Source organism: Kitasatospora sp. Root107 (assembly GCF_001424875.1).
Classification (GTDB): domain Bacteria; phylum Actinomycetota; class Actinomycetes; order Streptomycetales; family Streptomycetaceae; genus Kitasatospora.
The window spans coordinates 633194-656253 of record NZ_LMCT01000012.1; the positions used below are offsets into that span (position 1 = coordinate 633194).

At 73.7% G+C, this 23060-nt stretch carries 20 protein-coding genes and 1 pseudogene; 2 read left to right on the forward strand and 19 right to left on the reverse strand.

The genetic code is table 11. The annotated features are described in order from the left end of the window. Positions 1-62 precede the first annotated feature (62 nt). The 11 genes from ASC99_RS14640 to bldG all read right to left on the reverse strand — a co-directional run bounded on the left by ASC99_RS14640 (position 63) and on the right by bldG (position 13458). Positions 63-857, reverse strand: a complete 795-nt coding sequence (locus ASC99_RS14640; protein WP_162257879.1) for an alpha/beta hydrolase-fold protein — start codon at positions 855-857, stop codon at positions 63-65. After that, entirely contained in the window at positions 784-1116 is a 333-nt protein-coding gene (locus ASC99_RS39395) for a hypothetical protein (protein ID WP_057232003.1), read from the reverse strand. The genes ASC99_RS14640 and ASC99_RS39395 overlap by 74 nt, the downstream gene beginning before the upstream one ends. 207 nt (positions 1117-1323) lie before the next feature. Beyond that, on the reverse strand, positions 1324-2532 hold the full coding sequence (locus ASC99_RS14650; protein WP_057232005.1) for a DNA polymerase III subunit delta': 1209 nt from the start codon (positions 2530-2532) through the stop codon (positions 1324-1326). 223 nt (positions 2533-2755) lie between these two features. Next, complete coding sequence (gene tmk / locus ASC99_RS14655; RefSeq protein WP_082598340.1) at positions 2756-5851, reverse strand: dTMP kinase; 3096 nt, start codon at positions 5849-5851, stop codon at positions 2756-2758. Positions 5852-5976: 125 nt separating this feature from the next. Then, on the reverse strand, positions 5977-8820 hold the full coding sequence (gene topA, locus ASC99_RS14660) for a type I DNA topoisomerase (RefSeq protein ID WP_057232007.1): 2844 nt from the start codon (positions 8818-8820) through the stop codon (positions 5977-5979). Between the two features lie 317 nt (positions 8821-9137). After that, positions 9138-9593: a DUF3592 domain-containing protein gene (locus tag ASC99_RS14665; protein WP_057232009.1), complete on the reverse strand. Its 456-nt coding sequence runs from the start codon at positions 9591-9593 to the stop codon at positions 9138-9140. 135 nt (positions 9594-9728) lie between these two features. Continuing rightward, complete coding sequence (locus tag ASC99_RS14670; protein ID WP_057232010.1) at positions 9729-11282, reverse strand: class I SAM-dependent methyltransferase; 1554 nt, start codon at positions 11280-11282, stop codon at positions 9729-9731. A gap of 31 nt (positions 11283-11313) precedes the next feature. Continuing rightward, the gene (locus tag ASC99_RS14675) at positions 11314-12006 is read right to left on the reverse strand and encodes a hypothetical protein (protein WP_157531526.1); all 693 of its coding nucleotides are present in this window, start codon (positions 12004-12006) and stop codon (positions 11314-11316) included. Positions 12007-12046: 40 nt separating this feature from the next. Further along, a complete protein-coding gene (locus ASC99_RS14680; protein WP_057232014.1) occupies positions 12047-12415 on the reverse strand; it encodes a cyclophilin-like fold protein in 369 nt (122 codons plus the stop codon). 96 nt (positions 12416-12511) lie between these two features. Beyond that, positions 12512-12937, reverse strand: a complete 426-nt coding sequence (locus ASC99_RS14685) for an ATP-binding protein (RefSeq protein WP_057232016.1) — start codon at positions 12935-12937, stop codon at positions 12512-12514. A gap of 179 nt (positions 12938-13116) precedes the next feature. Beyond that, positions 13117-13458 carry an anti-sigma factor antagonist BldG gene (gene bldG, locus ASC99_RS14690; protein WP_057232018.1) on the reverse strand — a complete coding sequence of 114 codons (342 nt, stop codon included), beginning with the start codon at positions 13456-13458 and terminating at the stop codon, positions 13117-13119. A gap of 221 nt (positions 13459-13679) precedes the next feature. On the opposite strand from bldG, the gene ASC99_RS14695 reads away from it, so the two are divergent. Beyond that, positions 13680-16016: a DEAD/DEAH box helicase gene (locus ASC99_RS14695; RefSeq protein ID WP_082598317.1), complete on the forward strand. Its 2337-nt coding sequence runs from the start codon at positions 13680-13682 to the stop codon at positions 16014-16016. Positions 16017-16159: 143 nt separating this feature from the next. Here the strand turns inward: ASC99_RS14695 and ASC99_RS40475 are convergent. From ASC99_RS40475 to ssd, 8 genes and pseudogenes are all read right to left on the reverse strand, one after another. Then, positions 16160-16492 (reverse strand): annotated as a pseudogene (locus tag ASC99_RS40475) (Rv3654c family TadE-like protein); the annotation flags it as partial. Further along, positions 16480-16836 (reverse strand): TadE family type IV pilus minor pilin, encoded by a 357-nt coding sequence (locus ASC99_RS14700; RefSeq protein ID WP_369824195.1) that lies wholly within the window; start codon positions 16834-16836, stop codon positions 16480-16482. The gene ASC99_RS14700 and the pseudogene ASC99_RS40475, both read right to left, overlap by 13 nt. Before the next feature lie 40 nt (positions 16837-16876). Next, on the reverse strand, positions 16877-17149 hold the full coding sequence (locus ASC99_RS14705) for a DUF4244 domain-containing protein (RefSeq protein WP_063857082.1): 273 nt from the start codon (positions 17147-17149) through the stop codon (positions 16877-16879). Positions 17150-17196: 47 nt separating this feature from the next. Then, positions 17197-18027 carry a type II secretion system F family protein gene (locus tag ASC99_RS14710; RefSeq protein ID WP_057232022.1) on the reverse strand — a complete coding sequence of 277 codons (831 nt, stop codon included), beginning with the start codon at positions 18025-18027 and terminating at the stop codon, positions 17197-17199. Then, complete coding sequence (locus tag ASC99_RS37170) at positions 18024-18608, reverse strand: type II secretion system F family protein (protein ID WP_057232024.1); 585 nt, start codon at positions 18606-18608, stop codon at positions 18024-18026. The genes ASC99_RS14710 and ASC99_RS37170 overlap by 4 nt, the downstream gene beginning before the upstream one ends. A gap of 40 nt (positions 18609-18648) precedes the next feature. Further along, positions 18649-18963: a hypothetical protein gene (locus tag ASC99_RS40485; RefSeq protein WP_057232026.1), complete on the reverse strand. Its 315-nt coding sequence runs from the start codon at positions 18961-18963 to the stop codon at positions 18649-18651. A 109-nt stretch (positions 18964-19072) separates the two neighbouring features. Next, the gene (locus ASC99_RS14725) at positions 19073-20389 is read right to left on the reverse strand and encodes a TadA family conjugal transfer-associated ATPase (protein ID WP_082598318.1); all 1317 of its coding nucleotides are present in this window, start codon (positions 20387-20389) and stop codon (positions 19073-19075) included. After that, on the reverse strand, positions 20386-21498 hold the full coding sequence (gene ssd, locus ASC99_RS14730; RefSeq protein ID WP_057232028.1) for a septum site-determining protein Ssd: 1113 nt from the start codon (positions 21496-21498) through the stop codon (positions 20386-20388). Before ssd ends, ASC99_RS14725 begins: the two co-directional genes overlap by 4 nt. A 677-nt stretch (positions 21499-22175) precedes the next feature. On the opposite strand from ssd, the gene ASC99_RS14735 reads away from it, so the two are divergent. After that, positions 22176-23036 (forward strand): HAD family phosphatase, encoded by an 861-nt coding sequence (locus tag ASC99_RS14735; protein ID WP_063857090.1) that lies wholly within the window; start codon positions 22176-22178, stop codon positions 23034-23036. The last annotated feature ends 24 nt before the right edge of the window (positions 23037-23060 follow it).

Here is a 23060-nt window from a genome sequence, read left to right on the forward strand (position 1 = left end):
TCGGTACCAGGGTGCATCGAGCGTAGCGGTCCGGCCAGGCCCGACCGGTGCGGGCCGGGGCCTCAGCCCGTACGGGTCAGGCTCTCCGCCAGGTACTGGGCCGCCACCCGGACCAGCCGCAGCCGCTCCCGGTCGGGCGCGAAGTCCTGCACCACGTCGGAGATCCGGACGTTCGCCTTGGCGGCCCGGCCCCGGCCGCCCTGCAGGGCGGTCTGCAGCTTGCGGGCCGCGTCCAGCCCGGCCGCGTCGTTCTTCGCGGCCGCCAGCAGCAGCTTGGCGGCGGTCCCCTCGGGGGCCTCGGCGCCGGTGCCCGCCAGCGCGGTGGCGTCGTACCGGCCGGAGACGGCGGCGGCCGCCCCGTACAGGTCCGGCCGGGCCAGCCCGGCGGCGGCCGCGCAGGCCGCGCCGCCGTCGATGCCCAGCACACCCCAACTGCCCGGTCCCGCCGGGAGGGTACGGAACGCGGCGGCCACCGCCGTCCGCAGCGCCTGGTCGTCGGTGATCGCCTGCGGGGCGGCGGCGACCAGCTCGCACGGGTGCTCGGTGCCGGTCGGCGCCTCGGGGGCGACCACCACGAACGGCCGGGCCCGGCCCAGCTTCACCGCCGAGGCGATGCCCTCGAACACGTCAGGCACCTCGGTGTCGGCGGTCCGCCGGGCGGTGCCCGCGTGCAGCACCACCACCGGGAACCTGGCCTGCGGATCGGTCCGGTACCGCTCGGGCAGCCAGACCCGTACGGTGCGCGGCCGACCGTCAGGACCGGCCACCGCGCCCTCCAGCAGCTCACCCCCGGCGGGCTTGCCGATCACGTCGAACTGGGTGACCACCGGCGGCAGTTCGGGCGAGGCCGAGGCCACCGGCGGCCGCCACGACAACGGCGGCCCGGGCCGGGTGCACTCCACGGCCGTCCAGCGCGACCGCCACGGTGAGCGCGGTCACACACATGCCGCACAGTACCGCGCCACCCGCACGGAGCAGCAACGGGCGCTGCTCGGCGACCAGTTCGTACGTCTGCGCGGACTTCAGGTCGCGCCAACGGACCAACGCGGCCCGGGTCAGCCAGAATCCGACGGCCAGGGCCAGCACCAGCGGAACGACGAGGAGCGGACGGGGCATGGGGCGCACCACCTCGGGGAACCGAACACGAACGGCCCGGCCTTCGGGGCCGCAGACCACGGCGTACTCGGTCCACAGCGTGCAAGACGGAACGGCGGACGGCCGCGCGGCTCCCGGAAGGGGTGCGGGATTCACTCGAACGGAGGAGCTGACAGAGCGTCAACCGCCGCCACCCGAGCCGGCCCGGCCGACGGCCCAGCAGACGGCTCAGCCCGCGCGGAGCGCCACCGTCATCGCCTCGACCGCCAGCAGCGGATCGACGTTCCGATCCAGCGCACGGCGGCAGGCCAGCACGGCCTCGATCCGGCGCAGCGTGTTCTCCGCCGTGCTCTGGCCCGCGACCCGGCCGAGCGCCTGGCGCTGGTCCTCGTTGGACAGCGCACCGCCCGCGCCGAACTGGAGCGCCAGCACGTCCCGGTAGAAGCCGAGCAGATCGAGCAGCGCGACGCCGAGGGTCTCCCGCCGTGTCCGGGTGGCCCGGCTCTTCTGCCGCTTCTCCAGATCCTTGACCGCTCCGGCCATCCCACGCGGCGCCCGGCTGCCCTCGGTCGCGCCGTACGCGGCCCGCAGATCGCCGGTCTCCTTGGTGTCCTGGGTCTCGGCCAGCGCCTCGGCATCGGCCTTCGCGGTGTCCACCAGCCGCTGGGCGGCCGCCAGGCAGCCCCCGATGTCGGCCACCTCCAGGGGAATCCGCAGGACGTCCAGCCGCCGGGCCCTGGCCTGGTCGTCCACCGCCAGCCGCCGCGCCCGGTCCACATCGCCCTGCCCGGCCAGCGCGGCCAGCATGGCGGTCTCCGGCTCCACTCCGTCCCGGCGGACCAGCATGTCCGCCACCGCCTCGGCAGCGGGCGTCCGGAGCACCAGCAGGCGGCACCGCGAGCGGATGGTGGGCAGCACGTCCTGCACGGACGGGGCGCAGAGCAGCCAGACCGTACGCGGGGACGGCTCCTCCACGCCCTTGAGCAGCGCGTTCGCCGCCGCCTCGGTGAGGCGGTGCGCGGCGTCCACCAGGATCACCGACCAGCGGCCGCCGGTCGGGTAGCTGGCGGCCCGCAGCACCAGCTCACGCATGTCGCCGACGCCGATCGACAGCCCGTCGGTCCGGACGTACTTCACGTCGGCGTGGCTGCCCGCGAGCACCGTGTGGCAGCCGTCGCAGAACCCGCAGCCCGGGACGCCGCCCAGCTCGAGGTCCGGGCTGGTGCACTGGAGCGCCGCCGCGAACGCCCGCGCGGCGGTGATCTGGCCCGCCCCCGGGGGGCCGGTGAACAGCCAGGCGTGCGTCATCAGCGAAGCATTACCCGCCGGGGCGCCTGCCGTCCGGCCCGCCAGCACCGTCGCGCGGGCCGCCCCGGCGGCTGCCGTCAGCTGCTCGACCACCCGATCCTGGCCGACCAGGTCGTCCCACACACTCACGCCGCACTCCCACCACTCGTCCCGGCCCGAGCCTAACCTCCCGAGCGGACACCCTTTGGGCAGGCGATCGACCATCGACGGCCAGGGGCTCGGGGAACTGCGACGCCGACCTCATGCAAGGTGATCCGTGCGTAAGTGGTCAGGCACTTTCGCATGTGACCCCGGCGCCAGACCTCCTCGCAGTTCCCCGAGCCCCTGCCTTCCGAAGCGTGTGCCGAGACGCCTAGCTGCGGCGCTTGCGCGGCTTCTCGTCCGGGCCCGGCTCGTCCGTCTGCCACTGTGCCCACTCCTCGCGGGAGCCCAGCAGAGTGTCCGTCAGACTCGGCAGGTCGTCCATCGGCGTCTCCTCCGCCCAGGACGGACGCGGTCGCGGCTCGGCCACCGGCATCTCCCGAGTGGCCTCGGCCGGCGGCTCCGGCGTCTCGGCCGGCACCTCGTCCCGGAACAGCCCCGGCGGCACCCGGTCCTCCACGGGGACGGCCTTCGGCTCGACCTTCGGCATGACCGCCGTCTCGTCCGCCGCCGGCACCTTGGGCATCACCGCGGTCTCGTCCGCCGCCGGCACCTTGGGCATGACCGCCGTCTCGTCCGCCGGAGCCGGCTTCCGGATCTCCCGGGTCCGGTCGTCCGCAACGACCTGGGACAGCTCCACCGTCGTCGTGCTCTCCCCCACGGCCACAGCAGCAGCGGCCGCAGCCGCAGCCGCCACCCGCGCCGCCTCCGCCCGCTGCAACGCCTCCTCCGCCCGGCGCCGCTGCTCGGCCCGCTGGAGCTCGCGCTGCCGCTGCAGCTCCTCCTGGGCCGCCGCCTCGGCGGCCAGCCGCTCCCGCTCGGCCTGCTCGGTCTTGAGCCGCTTCGCCTCCTCGGCAGCCCGGACGGCCTCCTGCTCGGCCCGCCGCGCCGCCTCGGCCTCGGCCAGCACCCTGGCCTCCTCGGCGGCCTTGGCCGCGACCTCCGCAGCGACGCGCTCGGCCTCCTCGCGCGCCAGCCGGTCCTTCTCGGCCTGCTCGGCGCGGAGCTCCTCGAGCAGTTCCAGCCGCTTGCGCTCGGCCTCCTCGGCCTCCGCCTTCAGCCGGGCCGCCTCGGCGGCACGCCGGGCGGCCTCCTCGCGGGCCAGCCGGTCCTGCTCGAGCTGCGCTGCCTTCTCCTGGGAGGAGAGCGGCAGCTCACGGTCGAGCCGGTGCCGGACGGCGGTGGTGACGGCGGCGGCGGCCTGACTGCCGTCCACCACCAGGTAGCGCGCGGGGTCGGCCGCGGCCAGCGCCAGGAACCCGGCGCGTACCCGGGCGTGGAACTCGGTCGGCTCGGACTCCAGCCGGTCGAGCGCCTCGGTGAAGCGCTCGCGCGCCGCCTCCGGCGCGACGTCCAGAACCACTGTCAGATCGGGGACCAGACCACCGGTGGCCCAGCGCGAGATCCGGGCCACCTCGGTGGCGGCCAGGTCGCGGCCGGCGCCCTGGTAGGCGATCGAGGAGTCCATGTACCGGTCGGTGATCACCACCGCGCCGCGCTCCAGCGCGGGGCGGATCACGTTCTCGACGTGCTCGGCCCGGTCGGCCGCGTAGATCAGCGCCTCGGCCCGGTGCGAGAGCCCGGTGTTGCCGACGTCCAGCACCAGCGCGCGCAGCCGCTGCCCGATCGGGCTGCCGCCGGGCTCGCGGGTGACCACCACCTCGTGGCCCTTGCTGCGGATCCACTCGGCCAGCGCGGTCGCCTGGGTCGACTTGCCGGCGCCGTCGCCGCCTTCCAGGGCGATGAAGAAGCCGGTGCCGCTCATCCGGTGCGGCGCCACGGCGTCGGTACCCCGGAGCGAACGGATCAGCTCCCGGCCGAACGGGACGTCGCCCCGCTGGTCGTCGGTCTTCAGCAGCACCACGGCGGCCAGCACCAGGGTGAGCAGCCCGGCCGTGCCGATCGCCAGCGCGGCGCCGTCGTGGATGAAGGTGAAGCTGCCCGTCGTGACCTCACCGAAGGCGATCTCGCCGTACCCGGCAGCGAGCACCGGCATCAGCACCAGCGCGGCGCCGACCACCACCCGCAGCACCGCGTACAGGTGCTCGGTGACCCTGGCCAGCCGGATCTCCTCGACCTCCTGGGCGAGCAGCGTGCGGCCGGTGCCGATCACCACTCCGGCGGCCAGCCCGGCCAGCGTGGTGAGCAGCAGCACCAGGACGAAGTCCAGCACCAGACCGGCCAGGATCAGCGCCACACCCTCGGTGATCAGGGCGAGTGCCAGCAGCCGACGGCGGGACAGGGTGGGCAGCAGCGGCCGGGTGATCCGGACGCCGATCGCGGGGGCACCGGTGGCGGCGAGCACCAGCAGGCCGAAACCGGCCGGGCCTGCCCGGTGGTCGACGGCGGTCAGCAGGCCGAGCACGGCGACGCCCGCCATCGCCGCGTAGGCGGCGGCGACCGAGAAGGTGAAGAACGGGGCCGAGCCGGTCCGGCCCTTGCGCAGCGCCGGGCCCGGGGTGGCGTCCGTCGGGGCCCGCAGGCCCTGCAACGGGGAACGCGGGACGGCGAAGGCGCCGCTCGGCAGCTCCTGAAGGAAGGTCAGCACCGCCGAGGCGGTGAGCAGCAGCGCCGCGCCGACACCGGCGACGGTGAACTGATGCACCCTCAGCCAGTCCGAACCGAGCGCCGCGAAGACGTTGTTGAGCAGGGTCAGCCCGACCAGCAGCGCCCCGGCCAGCGGCACGGTGGCCCAGCCGGTGCGCTGGTCGACGGCCCGGACGGTCTCCAGCATCGAGGCCGAAGGACGCTGCTCCCGCTGGGGGGCGTACGGGTCGGCGACGGGCAGCAGGCCGGGGACAGCCGCGTCCTTGGCCACCGACCAGACCCGCTCGGCCGCACCGGTCAGGAAGGCGGTGCCGAGCAGCAGCCAGGTCGCCGAACCGGCCGACCAGCTGAGCCACCAGGGCGCCAGGGCGATCAGAACCGCACGGAAGACGTCGGCACCGAGCATCGTCCAGCGCCGGTCCAGTCGCCCGCCGAACAGACTGTGCACCGGTCCGAGCAGCGCCGCACCGAAGATCAGGGTGGCCAGCAGCCGGGCCGCCAGCACGGCGGCAACCGCCAGCGCCTGGCTCCGGTAACCGTGGCCGAGCTGGCCGCCGACCAGCGCCGCGACCCAGGTCAGACCGATCAGCACCAGCAGACCGAGCCGGTCCCCGGCACCCCCGACGAGCTGGGTGACCCAGAGCCGCCGGTAGGGGCGCAGCCGCAGCAGCGCCCTGGCCCGCTCGCCGGGTGTCCCGGCCGGACGTACCTCCGGCAGTTCGGCGGCACTGGTCAGGGTGGGCTGCTCCTCGCTCGTCATACCGTCAGCGTAGCGGTCGACGCCTGCGGCCAAAGGGGGGAAGGCCCTCCGGATGCCCGGTCATGACTGGGTTGTGACACACCGAGGGCCCGTGCCGTGGCACGGGCCCTCGGATCAGACCGGGGTCAGCTCTCGTCCGGAGCCGCCGTCTTCTTCGCCGCGACCTTCTTGGCGGCGGTCTTCTTCACCGTGGTCGCCTTCTTGGCCGTGGTGGTCTTCTTGGCTGCGGTCTTCTTGGCCGCCGCCGTCTTGGCGGGTGCGGCCTTCTTGGCCGGGGCCTTCTTCGCCACGGCCTTCTTCTTCACCGGTCCGCGGGCCCGCTTCTCGGCCAGCAGCTCGTAGCCGCGCTCGGGCGTGATGGTCTCGACCTCGTCGTCCTTGCGGAGCGTCGCATTGGTCTCGCCATCGGTCACGTACGGTCCGAACCGACCGTCCTTGACCACTACCGGACGCTCGCTGACCGGGTCGTTGCCGAGCTCCTTGAGCGGCGGCGCGGCCGCGGCCCGCCCCCGCAGCTTGGGCTGGGCGTAGATGGCCAGGGCCTCCTCGAGGGTGACCGTGAACATCTGCTCCTCGTCGGTCAGCGACCGCGAGTCGGTGCCCTTCTTGAGGTACGGGCCGTACCGGCCGTTCTGCGCGGTGATCTCCACGCCCTCGGCGTCGGTGCCGACCACCCGGGGCAGCGAGAGCAGCCGCAGCGCGTCCGCCAGCGTGACAGTGTCCAGGGTCATCGTCTTGAGCAGCGAGGCGGTACGCGGCTTGACCGCGTTCTTGCCGGTCTTCGGGGTGCCCTCGGGCAGGATCTCGGTCACGTACGGGCCGTAGCGGCCGTCCTTGGCGACCAGCATGTTGCCGGACTCCGGGTCCTGGCCGAGCTCGAAGTCACCGCTGGGCTTGGCCAGCAGCTCCTCGGCCAGCTCGACGGTCAGTTCGTCCGGCGGCATCTCGTCCGGCACGTCGGCGCGCTGGCCGGGCTCGCCCTCGATCTTGGACGCCCGCTCCACGTACGGGCCGTACCGGCCGACCCGCAGGGTGATCTCGTCGTTCAGCGGGAAGGAGCTGATCTCCCGGGCGTCGATCGCGCCGAGGTCGGTGACCAGTTCCTTGAGGCCGCCGAGGTGGTCGCCGTCGCCGTTCCCGGCCTCGGCCGCGCCGCCCTCGGCCGCGCCCTCGACGCCACCGAAGTAGAACCGCTTGAGCCACGGCACGGACTGCGCCTCACCGGCGGCGATCCGGTCGAGGTCGTCCTCCATCCGGGCGGTGAAGTCGTAGTCGACCAGTCGGCCGAAGTGCTTCTCCAGCAGGTTCACCACGGCGAACGACAGGAAGGACGGGACGAGCGCCGTGCCCTTCTTGAAGACGTACTTCCGGTTGATGATCGTGTCGATGATCGACGCGTACGTCGACGGCCGGCCGATCTCCCGGTCCTCCAGCTCCTTGACCAGCGAGGCCTCGGTGTAGCGGGCCGGCGGCTTGGTCGAGTGGCCCTCGGGGTTGAGCTGCTCGGCGGCCAGCGGGGCGCCCTCCGTGACCTGGGGCAGCCGGCGCTCGCGGTCGTCCAGCTCGGCGTTCGGGTCGTCGGCGCCCTCGACGTAGGCCTTCAGGAAGCCGTGGAAGGTGATGATCTTGCCGGAGGCGGAGAACTCCACGTCCTGACCGGTGGTGGCCCGGCCGCCGACCTTGACCGTCACCGACTGGCCGACCGCGTCCTTCATCTGGGAGGCGACGGTGCGCATCCAGATCAGCTCGTAGAGCCGGAACTCGTCACTGCTCAGCCCGGTCTCGGCCGGGGTGCGGAAGCGGTCGCCGGAGGGGCGGATCGCCTCGTGCGCCTCCTGGGCGTTCTTGACCTTGCTGGCGTAGGTGCGCGGCGCGTCCGGCAGGTAGTCGGCCCCATAGAGCTGGGTGACCTGGGCCCGGGCGGCGGTGATCGCGGTCTCCGACAGCGTGGTGGAGTCGGTACGCATATAGGTGATGAAGCCGTTCTCGTACAGCTTCTGGGCCACCTGCATGGTCCGCTTCGCACCGAAGCCCAGCTTGCGGCTGGCCTCCTGCTGGAGCGTGGTGGTGCGGAACGGCGCGTACGGCGAGCGGCGGTACGGCTTGGACTCGACGCTGCGGACGCTGAACGCGGTCTGCTCCAGACCGGCGGCCAGCGCGCGGGCGGCCGTCTCGTCCAGGTGCAGGGTGTTGGCGCCCTTGATCTGACCGTCCGAGCCGAAGTCCCGGCCGCTGGCGATCCGCTTGCCGTCCACCGTGGACAGCCGGGCGCCGAAGCTCTCCGGGTTCGCGGCGTCGGCGGCCGTCCGGCCGGTGCCGAAGGTGGCGGTCAGGTCCCAGTACGAGGCGCTGCGGAAGGCGATCCGCTCACGCTCGCGCTCGACCACCAGGCGGGTCGCGACGGACTGCACCCGGCCCGCCGAGAGCTTCGGCATGACCTTCTTCCACAGCACCGGCGAGACCTCGTAGCCGTACAGGCGGTCGAGGATGCGGCGGGTCTCCTGGGCGTCGACCAGGCGCTGGTTCAGCTCGCGCGGGTTGGCGACGGCCTCCTGGATGGCGGCCTTGGTGATCTCGTGGAAGACCATCCGCTTGACCGGCACCTTGGGCTTGAGCACTTCCTGCAGGTGCCACGCGATGGCCTCGCCCTCGCGGTCCTCATCGGTGGCGAGGAAGAGCTCGTCGGACTCCTTGAGCAGAGCCTTGAGCTTGGAGACCTGGGACTTCTTGTCCGCGTTCACCACGTAGATCGGGGCGAAGTCGTGGTCGACGTCCACGCCGAGCCGCCGGACCTCGCCGGTGTACTGGTCGGGGACCTCGGCGGCCGTGCCGGGCAGGTCGCGGATGTGCCCGACGCTGGCCTCGACGATGTAGCCGGGGCCAAGGTAGCCCTTGATCGTCTTCGCCTTGGCCGGCGACTCGACAATGACGAGTCGCATGCCGTGCGCGGTCTCGCTGCTCGGGGACACCTTCGCTCTTCTCTCCCGGTCGTTATGTCTGGTGGCGGCGCGGCCGAAGACCGGTGGCGTTCGACCCGCCCCCGACCCTCGTCTACTACTCGTGGTCCTCGTCCGAGGCTGCCACTGTGCGACGGCCCCACCAGCGGAGTGTGACCGTACCCTGGCCACCCTTGTCAAACGAACGGATCGCACTTTTTCACTGGCAAGGCCGACCGACGCCACTCGAACGGTAACCCGATGATGCGTGTTCCTGCCGCGCGGATGGGGTTACGGGGTGTCTCGGGGTCGGATTCCGGTCGTCCTGAGCCCGTCGGCCGAACCGGCGTCTAACCAGCCAGGACGGTGCCGAGCAGGCTCAGCCCACCGGCCAGCGCGCTGGTGCCGAGCAGGGCCCAGAACACGTCACCGGGCACCGCCGAGGCGGCGTCGGGCATGGCCAGCACCACGCGGGTCGGCCGCTGTGCGTCGTATGCGACTGGTACGGTCACGCCCGGCCGCAGCCAGGACGGCCGGCGCAGCGGGGTGTGTCCGCGCGGCCGGGCCAGCACCGAGCCGCCGTCGTCGGTCGGGAAGGCCAGCAGCGGCGCACTGTCCAGCTCGCCGAAGGTGTCGCCGTAGGGCTCGCCGTACGGATCGCGGTCGGCGATCACCCGTGCGGTGGCGGGCACGCCGTGGCGGCGCAGGTGGTGGCGAAGGCGCAGTTCGACGGCGCACCAGAGCAGCAGGGCGCTGCCGAAGCACGTGAGTACCACCCCTGCGGCCACCGCCGTCGGCGTCTCCATCGCTCCCCCGCCCATTCCCTGTCCACAGCCTGTGGACAGGGAGCGTGGCAGGCGGCGGCCAACCCGCGGCTGCCGTCCGGCGTACGGCGGGCAACCGGCAGATGAACCAGGTGCCCCGGCGGGCTGCCCCGCCGACTACCCGACGGGCTCGATGAAGCCCTGCTCGGTCAGCATCCGCAGCGACTCGGGCACCCGGTCCCGCAGCACCACCCGGTCCTCGCCGAGCAGTTGGGCGATCGCGTCGACGATCTCGCCGGCCGGCAGGGTGCCGTCGCAGACCCCGACGAAACCGGCGCCCACGGTGTCCACCTTGGTGGCCCGCCGCATGCCCCGGTTGTGACGGAGGATCACATGCTCCGGGTCCTCCGCGCCGGGCGCGCCGATCTGCTCCTGCACCACGTCGTCGGCGAGCTGGTAACGGGTCGCCAGCAGCGCCGCGTCGTCGTGCGTCCGTAGGAAGTCCTGCCGGGCGAACCAGCTTTCGATGTGCGGGCCGAGCGGCTGCTCGACGGTGTGCGGCCACTCCTCGATCCGGACCGTCGGCTCGGCCGAACCGCCCGCCCGCAGGGTGATCCAGCCGAAGCCGATGCCCTCCACCTCGGCGGCCTCGAAGGCGTCCAGCCACTCGCCGTACCTGGCCTGGTAGTCCGGCCCTGGGCCCCGGTGGTCGCCGCCGTCGCGCAGCCACAACTCGGCGTACTGGGCCACGTCCTGGACCTCGCGCTGGACCACCCAGGCGTCCAGCCCGGTCCCGGCCACCCAGCCGGCCAGCCGGTCCTGCCAGTCCTCACCCTTGACGTGCTGCCAGTTGGCGAGCAGGTGGCAGTAGCCGCCCGGCTCCAGGTGCGCGGCGGCGCCCCGGACGATGCTGCGGCAGAGCTCGTCGCCGGCCATCCCGCCGTCCCGGTAGACGAAGCGGCTGCCGGGCGAGATGACGAACGGCGGGTTGGACACGATCAGGTCGAACTTCTGCTCCCCGACCGGCTCGAAGAGACTGCCCTCGGCCGTCTCGAAGTCCGCGAAGCCGGACAGCGCCAGGGTCAGCGCGGTGAAGCGCAGCGCGCGCGGGTTGAGGTCCGTCGCGATGACCTGGCGGCCGTGCCGCGCGGCGTGCAGCGCCTGCACACCCGAGCCCGAACCGAGGTCCAGCACCCGGCGGGCCGGCCGCCGCACGGCCAGGCTGGCCAGCGTGGTGGAGGCGCCGCCCACGCCGAGCACCAGGTCCTTCCTGGCCACCCCGTGCGCGGCCTCCCCGGCGCCGATGCCACCCGCGCCGCCGACCGCACAGCCGAGGTCGGACACCACCCAGGCATCCGCGCTGGGCAGCCCGGCCACCTCGTTGGCGTACGGGCGGACGTCCACGGTGGCCCGCACCAGACCGTCGCCGTCACCGTCGCCGTCACCGTCGCGGACCAGCCAACGGTCCGTCAGACAGTGCTCGACCGGCAGCGCGGCCGCCGCGGCGGCGTACGGCACCGGCTGCTGGAGCAGGAACAGTCGCACCAGCGTCTCCAGCGGGGTGCCGCCGGTGGTCGCCCGCAGCGCGGGCACCGCCTCGCTCCGGGCCAGCGCGGCGTACCCGGTGGACCCGAGCAGGTCGAGGCAGCCGTCGGCGGTGTACGAGGCGGCGAGCAGCGCCTCGCGCAGCTCGGCGAGACGGGCGTGGTCAAGGACAGGGCTGTTGGTCACCCGCCCATTGTCGCGCGGTGACCGGATCGGTTCAGCCGCTGGCGCTCGGCGTCGGCGTCGGCGTCGGAGCCGTGGACGGCGCGGCGCTCGCAGCGGCGGGAGCGCTCGGGTCGGCGGGCGTGGACGCGGTCGTGGATGCGGACGCGCTCGGCGAGGTCTTCGGGGCGGGCTTGCAGCCGGGCTGCTTGGCGATGGCGATGCCGAGCTCGCCGCTCTGCAACTTGTTCAGCCCCGCGGTGGACTGCTGCGCGAGGCGCTGCACCTGGTCACCGACGCTGCGCAGGGCATCCGCGAACTTCGCCTGCTCGGTGTTGGGCAGCGCGGTGAGCTTCTGCTGTGCCTCCAGGTAGCCCTGAGCCGCCTTCTTCAACTCGTCGGCGGCGCCCTGCTGGACCGCCGCCCCACCGTCGGTCTTCAGCTCACCGGCCTTGGAGATCGCCTCGGCGAGCTGCTGGTTGGTGGCGGCCAGCACCCCCAGGTCGGCCGCCAGCCGCTGCTGCAGCTCGGCCGGCTGCTCCCCGGGCACCACCTTGTCGCTGTCGGCGAGCGCGGTCTGCGACTGCGCTATCGGGCTCTGCGCGGAGTCACAGACCTTCTTGGCCCAGGAGTCGAGCGCGGCGGTGTCACTGCCGCCACCGCCGCACGCGACAGCGCCCGCTGCCAGCAGCAGACCGAGCACGGGGGCGGCCCACAGCCGCTTTTCGAGCTTCACATCAGGCTTCACGCTGCGAACCTACACGGCCCCGCACGGCCCCCCGAAGGGCTCAGGCCCGCTCCACCCGGATCGGATCCCCGGCCCGGACGGTACGCAGCACCCCGGGATCGCCGTCCAGCGCACCGAGCAGGTTGCAGGGGCTGGCCAGCCGGCACTCGTCAGCACGCGAGATCGGCGTCGGACCGTACGGGAGCGCAAGGCTGTCGCCGTCGGTCCAGAACGCCACCGTGCCGGGCTCGACCACCTGTTGGGCGTCGTCCTCGCGGGCCACCGAGACCGGGGTGCCGAAGTAGACCTCCTCGCCCCAGGTACTGGCGCTGGAATCGACCGGCAGGGCAGCCCAGAGCGCCTCGGAGGTGGGCGTCGAACGCAGGGTGGCGGTGGCCTGACCGGCCGGCCACAGGATGCGAATCCGCATGGGGAAGGTGTCCTTCTCTCGAACCGAAACCGATCGCGCCCGAGAGCAGGGAACCGCCTGCTTCAACAATTTGTCAATATCGACCCCGGCGGGGCCTCAGAGCTCCAGGGAATCCGGGGCGAGGCCCCAGCTCATCCGGATCAGGCCGCCCTTGGCCCCGGAGGTCACCTCGACGTCCTCGACCAGCGCGGTGATCACCGCGAGCCCGAGCGCATCCTCGGCGTCCTCACCCATCTCCTCGGCAGCGGAGCCGACCGGCGGCAGACCGGCCGGACCGGCCTCGTCCTCGACCTCGATCAGGAAACGCTTCTCCAGATCGGTCAACCCGACCCGTACCGCGCCGTCCAGGCCGCCCCGCTGATGCAGGCTCACCGCACGCGAGCACGCCTCGCCGACGGCGAGCCGCACCTCGTCGAGCACCGACTCATCGACTCCGGCGCGCCTCGCCACCGCCACCGCCACGAGTCTGGCCGTACGGACATGCTCGGGAAGTGCGCTGAACCGAAGTTCGACCGTTGCCATTGTCTTCCCCTCCGGGATCACGCCTCGGACTCGCGCGGGCTGGCAGAAAGCGCCGCCGGGGCAGTGCCCACCACTCGCCACCGGCGGGGCCGAGGGCCCCGCCGGTGCGCGAACGGATGAGCTCAGGTGAGAGCGTCAAGGGCCGAAGCGGTCGCCCGCACCGGCCCGTTGACGACTGGTCAGTCGGTGGCGGCGACCGCGTCGTCCACCGAGGTGTGAATGGGGAAGACCTTGGTCAGACCGGTGATCCGGAAGATCTTCAGAATGCGCTCCTGGTTGCACACCAGGCGCAGCGAACCCTCATGCGCGCGAACTCGCTTGAGGCCGCCCACCAGGACACCCAGGCCGGTCGAGTCCAGGAAGTCCACGCCCTCCATGTCGACGACCAGGTGGTAGTTGCCCTCGTTGACGAGCTCGACCAGCTGCTCGCGCAGCTTGGGGGCGGTGTACACATCGATCTCGCCGCCAACCTCGACGACCGTACGGTCGCCGACAGTGCGGGTCGACAGGGACAGGTCCACGGAACCTCCAGCACCTTGCCTTGCTACGTCATTGCGATCCTCGGCCGGATGGCCGTCACCGCTTTGGTCGCAGGCCGGGCACGGCACGGCCGTGGCAGTTGAGCCCCGGCGGTGCGACCCTCGGCCATGCGGCCGTCACGGCTTCATTCAACCACTTGCGACCATGCCCGCACGATGGCTTGGCGCGATTCTCCGCCAGGCCGGTGACACACTGGGTCCCCATGCCGCCCCGTCACCACCAGCCCGAGGCCCTGCTCGCCGCTCTGTCCGCCAGCCGGGGGCGGGCCGACCGCCTCACCCATACGGAGCATCTGGCGGCCCGTCAGGCCCGCTACGCGCCCTGGCCGGACGGAATCCGTCCGGAGATCGTGGCATCCGCGCAGGCCCTGGGCATCGAAGAACCCTGGGCACATCAGGCTGAAGCCATGAAATTGGCCAAATCCGGCCAAACTGTGGTGCTGGCCACAGGAACCGCCTCGGGCAAGTCGCTCGGCTACCTGGCCCCGGTGCTCAGCGAACTGCTGGACGGCACCGAGGCCCGCAACGGCCGGGGCGCCACCGCGCTCTACCTGGCGCCGACCAAGGCACTGGCCGCCGACCAGCGCCGCCGAGCCACCGAGCTGGCCCCGAAGCGGGTCAGGGCCGCCCTCTACGACGGGGACACCCCGCCGGAGGAACGCGAGTGGGTCCGCCAGTACGCCTCGTACGTGCTGACCAACCCCGACATGCTGCACCGGGGCATCCTGCCGGCCCACTCACGCTGGGCCTCGTTCCTGAAGACGCTCGAGTACGTGGTCATCGACGAATGCCACAGCTACCGGGGGGTGTTCGGCTCGCACGTGGCCCAGGTGCTGCGACGGCTGCGGCGGGTGTGCGAGCGGTACGGCTCCTCGCCCACCTTCCTGCTGGCCTCGGCCACCACCGCCGACCCGGCGGCCACCGCCGAGCGGCTGACCGGACTGCCCGCCGTCGCGGTGACCGACGACGCCTCGCCGCGCGGGCCGCTGGTCTTCGCACTCTGGGAGCCGCCGCTCACCGAGAACGTCGGCGAGCAGGGTGCCCCCGTCCGGCGGACCGCGACCGCCGAGGCCGGGTACCTGCTCACCGAGCTGGTCGAGCGAGGTACCCGCACGGTGGTCTTCGTCCGCTCCCGCCGCTCGGCCGAACTGGTCGCCCTGCAGGCCCAGGACCAGCTCGGCACACCACTGGCCGCCCGGGTCGCCGCCTACCGGGGTGGCTATCTGGCCGAGGAGCGCCGGGCGCTGGAGCGCGACCTGCACTCCGGCCGGCTGCTCGGTCTTGCCTCCACCTCCGCGCTGGAACTCGGGGTCGACGTCTCCGGGCTGGACGCCGTCCTAATGGCCGGGTACCCCGGCACCAGGGCCTCGCTCTGGCAGCAGGCCGGGCGGGCCGGGCGGGAGGCCCAGGGCGCGCTGGCGGTGCTGATCGCCCGGGACGACCCGCTGGACACCTACCTGGTGCACCACCCGGAGGCGCTGTTCGCCACCCCGGTCGAGGCCACCGTGCTGGACCCGGACAACCCGCACATCCTGGCCCCGCACCTGTGCGCGGCCGCCGCCGAACTCCCACTCACCGAGGCCGACCTGCCGCTCTTCGGACCGTCCGCCGGGCAGCTGCTCACCGTGCTCGAACAGCGCGGCCTGCTCCGGCAGCGGACCAAGGGCTCCTGGTACTGGACCCGCCGGGAGCGCGCCGTCGACTCGGTGGACCTGCGGGGCAGCGGCGGCAGCCCGGTACAGATCGTCGAGGGCTCGACCGGCCGGCTGCTCGGCACCGTGGACGCGGCCGCCGCCCACACCACCGTGCACACCGGCGCGGTCCACCTGCACCAGGGCCGCAGCTACCTGGTGCAGGACCTCGACCTGGAGAGCTCGGTGGCCCTGGTCGAACCTGCGGAGCCGCCCTACACCACCGCCGCCAGGGACCTCACCTCCATCTCGGTACTGGCCACCGACACCACCGTGGAATGGGGCGAGGCCCGGCTCAGCTTCGGCTCGGTGGAGGTGGTCAACCAGGTGGTCGGGTACCTGCGCAAGCGGATCTCCACCGGCGAGATCCTCGGCGAGAGCAAGCTCGACCTGCCGCCCAGGACGCTGCGCACCCGAGCGGTCTGGTGGTCCGTCACGGAGGACCAACTCCTGGACGCCGACATCCCGTTCGACCAGCTGCCCGGTGCGGCGCACGCGGCGGAGCACGCCTCCATCGGTCTCCTTCCGCTGTTCGCCACCTGCGACCGCTGGGACATCGGCGGGGTCTCGGTGCCGCTGCACCCGGACACCCAGCTGCCGACGGTCTTCGTGTACGACGGCCACTCCGGCGGAGCGGGGTTCGCCGAACGGGGCTTCCGGGGCGCGGAGCAGTGGCTGACCGCCACCCGGGATGCGATCACCGCCTGCGAGTGCGAACGGGGCTGCCCGTCCTGCGTCCAGTCGCCCAAGTGCGGCAACGGGAACGATCCGCTGGACAAGGCGGCGGCGGTCCGGCTGCTGAACATCCTGCTGGCGGGAGCCCCGGTCCGGTCGTCCGAGGAGTCCTGACGGTCCGGCAGGTCCGGCAGGTCCGGCAGGTCCCAGCGGGAGTCCCCGGCCGCCACCGGGTCGCCGTCGCCCCAGGCCCAGACCGGCCCCGCCCGGGACCGCGCCCGGGCCGGGCCGACCAGCAGCGGCAGACCGGTGACCGGCACCTCGACCACCACGTCCACCGCGTCGATCCCCTCCCGTACGGTGCAGCTGACCAGCCGGGCCCGGTGCTCGCCGGCGATCCGGGCCGCCCGCCCGCAGCCACCGTCCTGATCCAGCATCAGGTGCCCGGCGGCGGCCAGTGCGGCCAGGTCGGCGGCCGACTCCGCCCGGTGCCGGGCCGCCACCGCAGCGCCGAACGCCAGGCTGACCGCGAAGACCACGCAGCCGAGCATCCCGAGCGAGACCAGCCAGATCGTCGCCGAGCCCCGGTCCGGTGGCATGCCGGGGCGCTCACCCACCCCCCGATGGCCGGAGGGCCTCAGTCCGGCCATCGCCCACCTCCGCCGGTCGATCCGATCACGTCCTCCCGCGCGGCCACCGCCTCGGCGTGCAGCCGCACCGACAACGCCCCGCCGAGCCGCCCCGGCGCGGAGCTCGGCGCCTCGACCGTGACCCGGACGGTGTCACCGCCCGTCGCCACGCTCACCCTGGCCCCGGCCGGGGCGGCGGCCTGCGCCAGCGCCCCGGCGTTGCCGTCTCCCCTGGCCGCGGCCCGGGCGCCCACCCGGGCCGCGTCCACACAGCGGATCTGGGCGGCGGCCGTCACCACGCCCCAGAGCAGCAGCGCGGACAGCAGCACCAGCGCCGGGAGCGCCACCGCCGTCTCCGCCGTCACGAACCCACGGTCCCGTCGGCGTCCCTGGCCTGACGATTGGTCAGACCGCATGGAGCGCCCGATTGAGCAACTCGCTCAGGGCACCGGAGACCACCCCGCTGGTCACCACCTTGTAGAGCAACGCGGCGAAGGCGCAGGCCGCCACCGTCCCGACGGCGTACTCCGCCGTCGTCATCCCCGCATCAGCCCGGGCACCGCCCAGCCGGCGGGCCCGGACGGTCAGCCAGTCGACCCGGCGGCGCAGCAGCACCCGGATCCGCCGGGCCGGACCGGCCGGCCGGTGGTGCTGGACCGGCACAACGTGAACAGTCATCAGAGACTCCCTTGTCAGAATCCGGATCAGAACGATGGCCTCGCAGGTCAGACCCGCTCGGCGAACAGTGCGGTCAGCCCCATCACCACCGGCACCACGCCGATCAGGACGAACGCGGGCAGGAAACAGACCCCCAGCGGCGCGGTGGCCAGCACCCCCGCCCGGCGGACCCGGGCGTGGGCGGCGCGGCCGGCGGCGGCCCGCTGGGCATGCGCCAGGCCGACCAGCGGAGCCATCGGTGGCGAACCGCTGACGCTCGTCCGGACCAGGCAGCGGGCCAGCGGGGCGAGCGGCGGGCAGTCGATACCGAGCCGGTCCCAGCAGACCTCCGGGGGTGCACCGAGCGCCAACTCGGCGGCCACACCCGCCAGTCGGCCGCTCATCGGCTGATCGACGCTGTCTGCCACCGCGGCGGCGGCAGCGGCGGGTGACGAGCTGGCGCCCAGACAGGCGGCCAGCAGCTCGGCAGCCAGCGGCAGTTGGCGGGTCAACCGCTCCTGCTCCAGAGCCGCCCTGCGGGCAGTCGGCGACCGGACCCTCGGCAGCCACCGCCGGGCCGCCAGGCCGATCAGCAACCCCACCACCAGCCCCGCCGGGCCACCGACCAGCACCGCCGCTCCGGCCCCGGCACCCACCGGGACGGCCCGGTCGAGCAGCACCGCCCGGGTCACCCCGCGCGCCCGCAGCGCCTGCCCGATCCGCCCGGCCCGGCGTCGGCGCCACCGGGCGAACGGCCGCCCGGCCCGGCCTTCCCACTGCTTGACCCGCCGCCTGACCCGTCGTCGAACCGACCGCCGCCGGACGGCCCTCAGCAGCTCGGCCCCGGCTCCGCCCAGCATCGGCCCGGCCAGCAGCCCGAGCAGTAACTCCCGTTTCACCAGGCCACCTCCGCCCGTACCGCCGACGCCTCCGCGCCCACCCAGCGGTCCTGCGACGGTGCCCCGGCACGCGTCCTGGAGAGCCCGCAGCCGCCCGCCCCCCTGCCGCCCCGCTCCGGCGGTACGTCCTCCGCCGCCCGGACGATCCGCGCCGTCCAGGCCAGCCCGGCCGCCTCCAGCAGCGCCCCGGCCGCCAGGCAGGCCAACCCGGCCGGGGTGTGCAGCAGAATCCGTACGGGCTCCGCGCCGAGCGCGGCCCCGAGCAGCAGGCCGACCAGCGGCAGCGCGGCCAGCACCGCGACCGTGGTCCTCGGCCCGGAGAGTTCGCTCTCGATCTCCTCGGCGAGGGCCCGCTCCGCCCGGAGTGCGTCGGCGAGTTGGTCCAGCCCGGGGGCCAGGCCGGTGCCGCTCTCGGCGGTGACCTGCCAGCAGGCCGCCACCGCCGCCGCACCGCGACCGCCGGGCAGCTCGGCTACCGACCGCAGCGCCGCCGGGATGTCCGCCCCGTAGCGGCCGGCCGCCAGCCGGGCCGAGGACTCGGCACCGAGCCCCTCCGTCAGCTGGGACGCCCGGCCCAGCACCGTGTGCAGAGCCTGCTGCTGGGTGGCTCCGCTGCGGAGTTCAGGCCCGACGGCGACGGCTGCGCCAGCGCCGCACCGGCAGCACCGCCACGGCGGCCAGCAGCGGCGGCACCGGGGATCGGCTGAGCTCCCCGGCCAGCAACCCGGCCGGGAGCAGCAGGAGTTCCGGCACCAGCCAGACCGGCCGGGCCCTCCCGAGCACGGACCAGCGACTCACCGGACCGACCCGCGCCGGACCACCGAGCAGTGCCCCGGCCCGGCGCACCGTCCGGGAGTGCCGCCAGCGGCGGAATACGATCCCGGCGGTCAGCCCGCCCACTCCGGCCGCGATCACCAGAATCTGATCAGTCGTCATCCCCGCTCCTTCGTCCCGTTCCTGAGCGTGTGGCGGGCGGCAGCCGCCGCCCCGCACAGCAGCAGGGCCCAGCCGAACTGCCACACCTCGGGCGTCATCGCGCCACCCGTCATCGCGCCACCACCGCCGGCTCGGGCAGCACGACGCCCCGCTCGGCGCAGCGCCGACGCAGCCGCTCCCAGCCCGGGCCCGGTGTGCAGCCGCCCTCGGCCGTGAAGGCCAGGGCGGGGACGGTCAGCGCCAGCCCGCGCTCGTCGCCGACCAGCATGTGCAGCTCGGCCACCCGTCGTTGCCCGGTCCGTTGGTCGCGGACCAGGTGGATCACCACGTCCAGCGCGGCGCGCAGTTGACTGTGCAGCGAGAGCCGGTCGAGTCCGGCCAGCGAGCCGAGTGCCTCCAGCCGGGCCGGGACATCGGCCGCGGTATTGGCGTGAACCGTTCCGCAGCCGCCCTCGTGGCCGGTGTTGAGGGCGGAGAGCAGGTCCACCACCTCCTCGCCCCGGACCTCGCCGACCACCACCCGGTCCGGGCGCATCCGCAGGGCCTGCCGCACCAGGTCCCGCAGGGTCAGCTCGCCCAGACCCTCCTGGTTCGGCGGGCGGCTCTGCAGGCGCACCACATGCGGGTGGTCGGGCCGGAGTTCGGCCGAGTCCTCGGCCAGCACGATCCGTTCGTCCGGCTCGACCAGGCCGAGCAACGCGGCCAGTAGCGTGGTTTTTCCCGTCCCGGTGCCGCCGCTGATCAGCAGCGAGAGCCGGGCCCGCAGCACGGCGGTGAGCAGCTCGGCCCCGATCGGCGGGAGGGCGCCGCCGGTCACCAACTCGGCCATGGTGAAGGGCCTGGTCCGGCAGATCCGCAGCGAGATGTGGGTGCAGCCGGCCGCGATCGGCGGCAGCACGGCGTGCAGCCGGGTGCCGTCGGGCAGCCGGGCGTCCACCCACGGGCGGGCGTCGTCGAGCCGGCGGCCGGCCGCGGTGGCCAGCCGGTGGGCCAGCCGCCGGACCGCTTCGGCGTCCGGGAAGCGGATCTCCGGTACTCGCCGCAGCCCGCCGCCCCGGTCCACCCAGACCTGGTCGGGACCGTTCACCAGCACGTCCGTCACGTCCGGCTCGCCGAGCAGGGCGTCCAGCGGCCCGGCGCCGACCAGTTCGGAGCGGAGCACCCGGACGGCGTCGAGCACGTCGTCCCCGCCCAGCGGCGGACGGGCGGCCCGCAGCGCGGCCGCCACCGAACCGGCGGTGGGTGCGGCCCCGACCTCGGCCAGGCGGATCCGGACGGCATCGACCAGGGCCGCCGCCCGCTCGTCGGCAGCGGCGACGACGGGCGGCCGTGGGGCGGCGGCTCCGCCACCCAGCGGCCGCCGGTGCGGCACGGCAGCGGGACGGCGGCCGACGGGCCAGCCAGGGCGGCGCTGACGATCCGTCATGACGTGCCACCTCCGGCCGCCTGGACCGGCGGCATGACCTCGGTCAGAAAGCCTCCGCAGAAGCGGGCCAACGGCCCCTTCTCCCGGATGCCGGGCGGCGAGCCGCGCTCGACGTCCACCACAAGCCCGGGCTCGGCGGGCAGCTCGCCCGCCAGCCGCAGCCGCAGCCCCCGGGCCACCTCCACCCCGGTCAGCCCGGCCGGGCCCGGCACCCGGACCACCACCCGCAGATCGGCGAGCCGCATCCGGGCGGCGGCCGCGACCCGGTCGGCCGCCGCCATCGCGCGCAGCTCCGCAGGCACCACCAGCAGCCCGGTGTCGGCCTGTTCAAGCGCCTGGCCGGCCGCCGGGTCGAGGTGTCTGGGCAGGTCGAGCACCACCAGGCCACCCCGACGGCGGGCGGCGGCCAGCACGCTGCGCATCGCCTCGGGCGGCACGGCCAGAGTGTCGCCGCGGTCCCAGGACAGCGCGGTCATCCGGTGCAGCGAGGGCAGCGCCTTGGCCAGCTCGGAGCCGCTCACCCGGCCCCGGGAGCCGGCCAGGTCGGGCCAGCGCAGACCGCCGGTCTCCTCGCCGCCGAGCAGGATGTCCAGGCCGCCGCCCAGCGGGTCGGCGTCGATCAGCATGGTGCGGTGGCCCGCCCTGGCCGCCGTGACGGCCAGCGCACAGGCCAGCGTGGAGGAGCCCGCGCCGCCCCGGCCGCCGAGCACCGCGACGGTGAGGGCCGGTGCGCCGACGCCTTCGGCGGCGTCCGCGATCCGGTCCAGCAGCCAGGCCTGGGCGTCGGGCAGGAAGATGACGTGCTCGGCGCCGAGTTGGACCGCTCGGACCCAGACGTCGCAGTCGTCCAGGTCGAGCCCGAGCAGCAGCACCCCCGCCCGGCGGGTCAGCCCGGCGCAGCGCTCGGACTGGTCGTCGCCGACCAGCACCAGCGGGGCGCTCTCCCAGAGCCCTCGGGGCGGTGGCGCCCCGGAGAGCAGTTGGGGATCAGTGCCGGCCGCGGCACAGAGCCGCAGCAGGTGCTCGGCGAGCGTCTCGTCCTCGGTGACGATCAGCGGCCCCCGGGCGGCCGGTCGGTCGGTGAGTCGGTCGGTGATCGGTGTCGACATGGCTGTCTCCCCCGGTACGGCTGCTCCCTCTGGCGAGGTGCGGTCGGACGGTGCCCGACCGGACACCACGGTCCGGCCTCTGCTGAGGGTCCGTCAGCCCCGGCCCGATTCCCTGGGGACAACTCGGGGCTGTGGATAACTCTGTTCACTCGCACGGGGGGCGATTACCCAATGAATTGACGTCGACTTCGTCACCGAGAAGATCCGGAAGACCCCGGACGGATACAAACGACGATCAACCACAAGGTCGAACGAGCCGTCGAACTGGATACTCAGAGTGACGATCTCGTCTCGATGGGCAGAGCGTCCAACCGCCCTACCTCCGCGGGAAACACCGCACCGCGAGCCCCACCCGATCGCCCTGTGGCCCGCAAAATGGCCCCGGACGTGCGACGACCCCCGCCGGGGGGGAGAGCGGGGGTCGTCTATCCACGGTCCGACTCGGGGGGGAGGAGCCGGACCGGGTTAGCACGGTCGCGAACGATCCGTGACTTCCATGGTGTACCCGACGGCCCAGAAACACAAACCCGCGTGGCCGCGAGTACGCCATATGGCGGGGTCTTTTGCCCAGCCCTCTATCCTCTGATCCCGTGGACACCACCGAGAACGCCGACACCGCCGACCACGGCGAGAACTCTGCCCGCGATTCGGTGCCGAACGGCGCCCCGCGCGACCCGCTGCCGACCGCCGCAGCCGCTGCAGCCGCGACCGCAGCCGCCGCAGCTCGCCCGTTCAGAGCACCGCGGACCGCCGCGTTCTTCGACCTCGACAAGACGATCATCGCCAAGTCGAGCGCCCTGGCGTTCAGCCGCCCGTTCTACCAGGGTGGCCTGATCAACCGTCGGGCCGTACTGAAGAGCGCCTACGCCCAGTTCGTCTTCCTGGTCGGCGGTGCGGACCACGACCAGATGGAGCGGATGCGCGAGTACCTGTCCGCCCTCACCAAGGGCTGGAACGTGCAGCAGGTCCGCGAGATCGTCGCCGAGACCCTGCACGGCCTGATCGACCCGATCATCTACGACGAGGCCGCGTCACTGATCGAGCAGCACCACCAGGCCGGCCGTGATGTGGTGATCGTCAGCAGCTCCGGTTCGGAGGTGGTCGAGCCGATCGGGCAGCTGCTCGGCGCGGACCACGTGATCGCCACCCGGCTCCAGGTCCAGGACGGCCGGTACACCGGCGAGATCGACTACTACGCCTACGCCGAGAACAAGGCAGCGGCGATCCGGGAGTTGGCCGCGAGCGAGGGCTACGACCTCGCCAACTGCTTTGCGTACAGCGACTCTTCGACCGATCTGCCGCTGCTGGAGGCGGTCGGCCACCCCTCCGCCGTGAACCCGGACCGGGCCCTGCGCAAGGAGGCGCAGGCCCGGGACTGGCCGATCCTGGTCTTCGACCGGCCGGTCGAACTCCGCCGCCGGCTCCCGGAGTTCTCCGCGCCCAGCCGCTCGGTGCTGCTCGCGGTCGCGGTCGGCACGGCGGCGCTGACCGCCGGGCTGCTCTGGTACACCGCGAAGCGCCGCAGGCCGATCGCCTGAAGCGCCCCGGGCCCGTGGTGCCCG

What these genes read in the sequence shown, in the direction of transcription:
- ASC99_RS39395 (WP_057232003.1), bottom strand. Translation starts at nt 1,116, where the DNA reads ATGCCCCGTCCGCTCCTCGTCGTTCCGCTGGTGCTGGCCCTGGCCGTC.
- tmk (WP_082598340.1), bottom strand. Translation starts at nt 5,851, where the DNA reads ATGACGAGCGAGGAGCAGCCCACCCTGACCAGTGCCGCCGAACTGCCG.
- ASC99_RS14665 (WP_057232009.1), bottom strand. Translation starts at nt 9,593, where the DNA reads ATGGAGACGCCGACGGCGGTGGCCGCAGGGGTGGTACTCACGTGCTTC.
- ASC99_RS14680 (WP_057232014.1), bottom strand. Translation starts at nt 12,415, where the DNA reads ATGCGGATTCGCATCCTGTGGCCGGCCGGTCAGGCCACCGCCACCCTG.
- ASC99_RS14685 (WP_057232016.1), bottom strand. Translation starts at nt 12,937, where the DNA reads ATGGCAACGGTCGAACTTCGGTTCAGCGCACTTCCCGAGCATGTCCGT.
- ASC99_RS14695 (WP_082598317.1), top strand. Translation starts at nt 13,680, where the DNA reads ATGCCGCCCCGTCACCACCAGCCCGAGGCCCTGCTCGCCGCTCTGTCC.
- ASC99_RS14705 (WP_063857082.1), bottom strand. Translation starts at nt 17,149, where the DNA reads ATGACTGTTCACGTTGTGCCGGTCCAGCACCACCGGCCGGCCGGTCCG.
- ASC99_RS40485 (WP_057232026.1), bottom strand. Translation starts at nt 18,963, where the DNA reads ATGACGACTGATCAGATTCTGGTGATCGCGGCCGGAGTGGGCGGGCTG.
- ASC99_RS14725 (WP_082598318.1), bottom strand. Translation starts at nt 20,389, where the DNA reads ATGACGGATCGTCAGCGCCGCCCTGGCTGGCCCGTCGGCCGCCGTCCC.
- ssd (WP_057232028.1), bottom strand. Translation starts at nt 21,498, where the DNA reads ATGTCGACACCGATCACCGACCGACTCACCGACCGACCGGCCGCCCGG.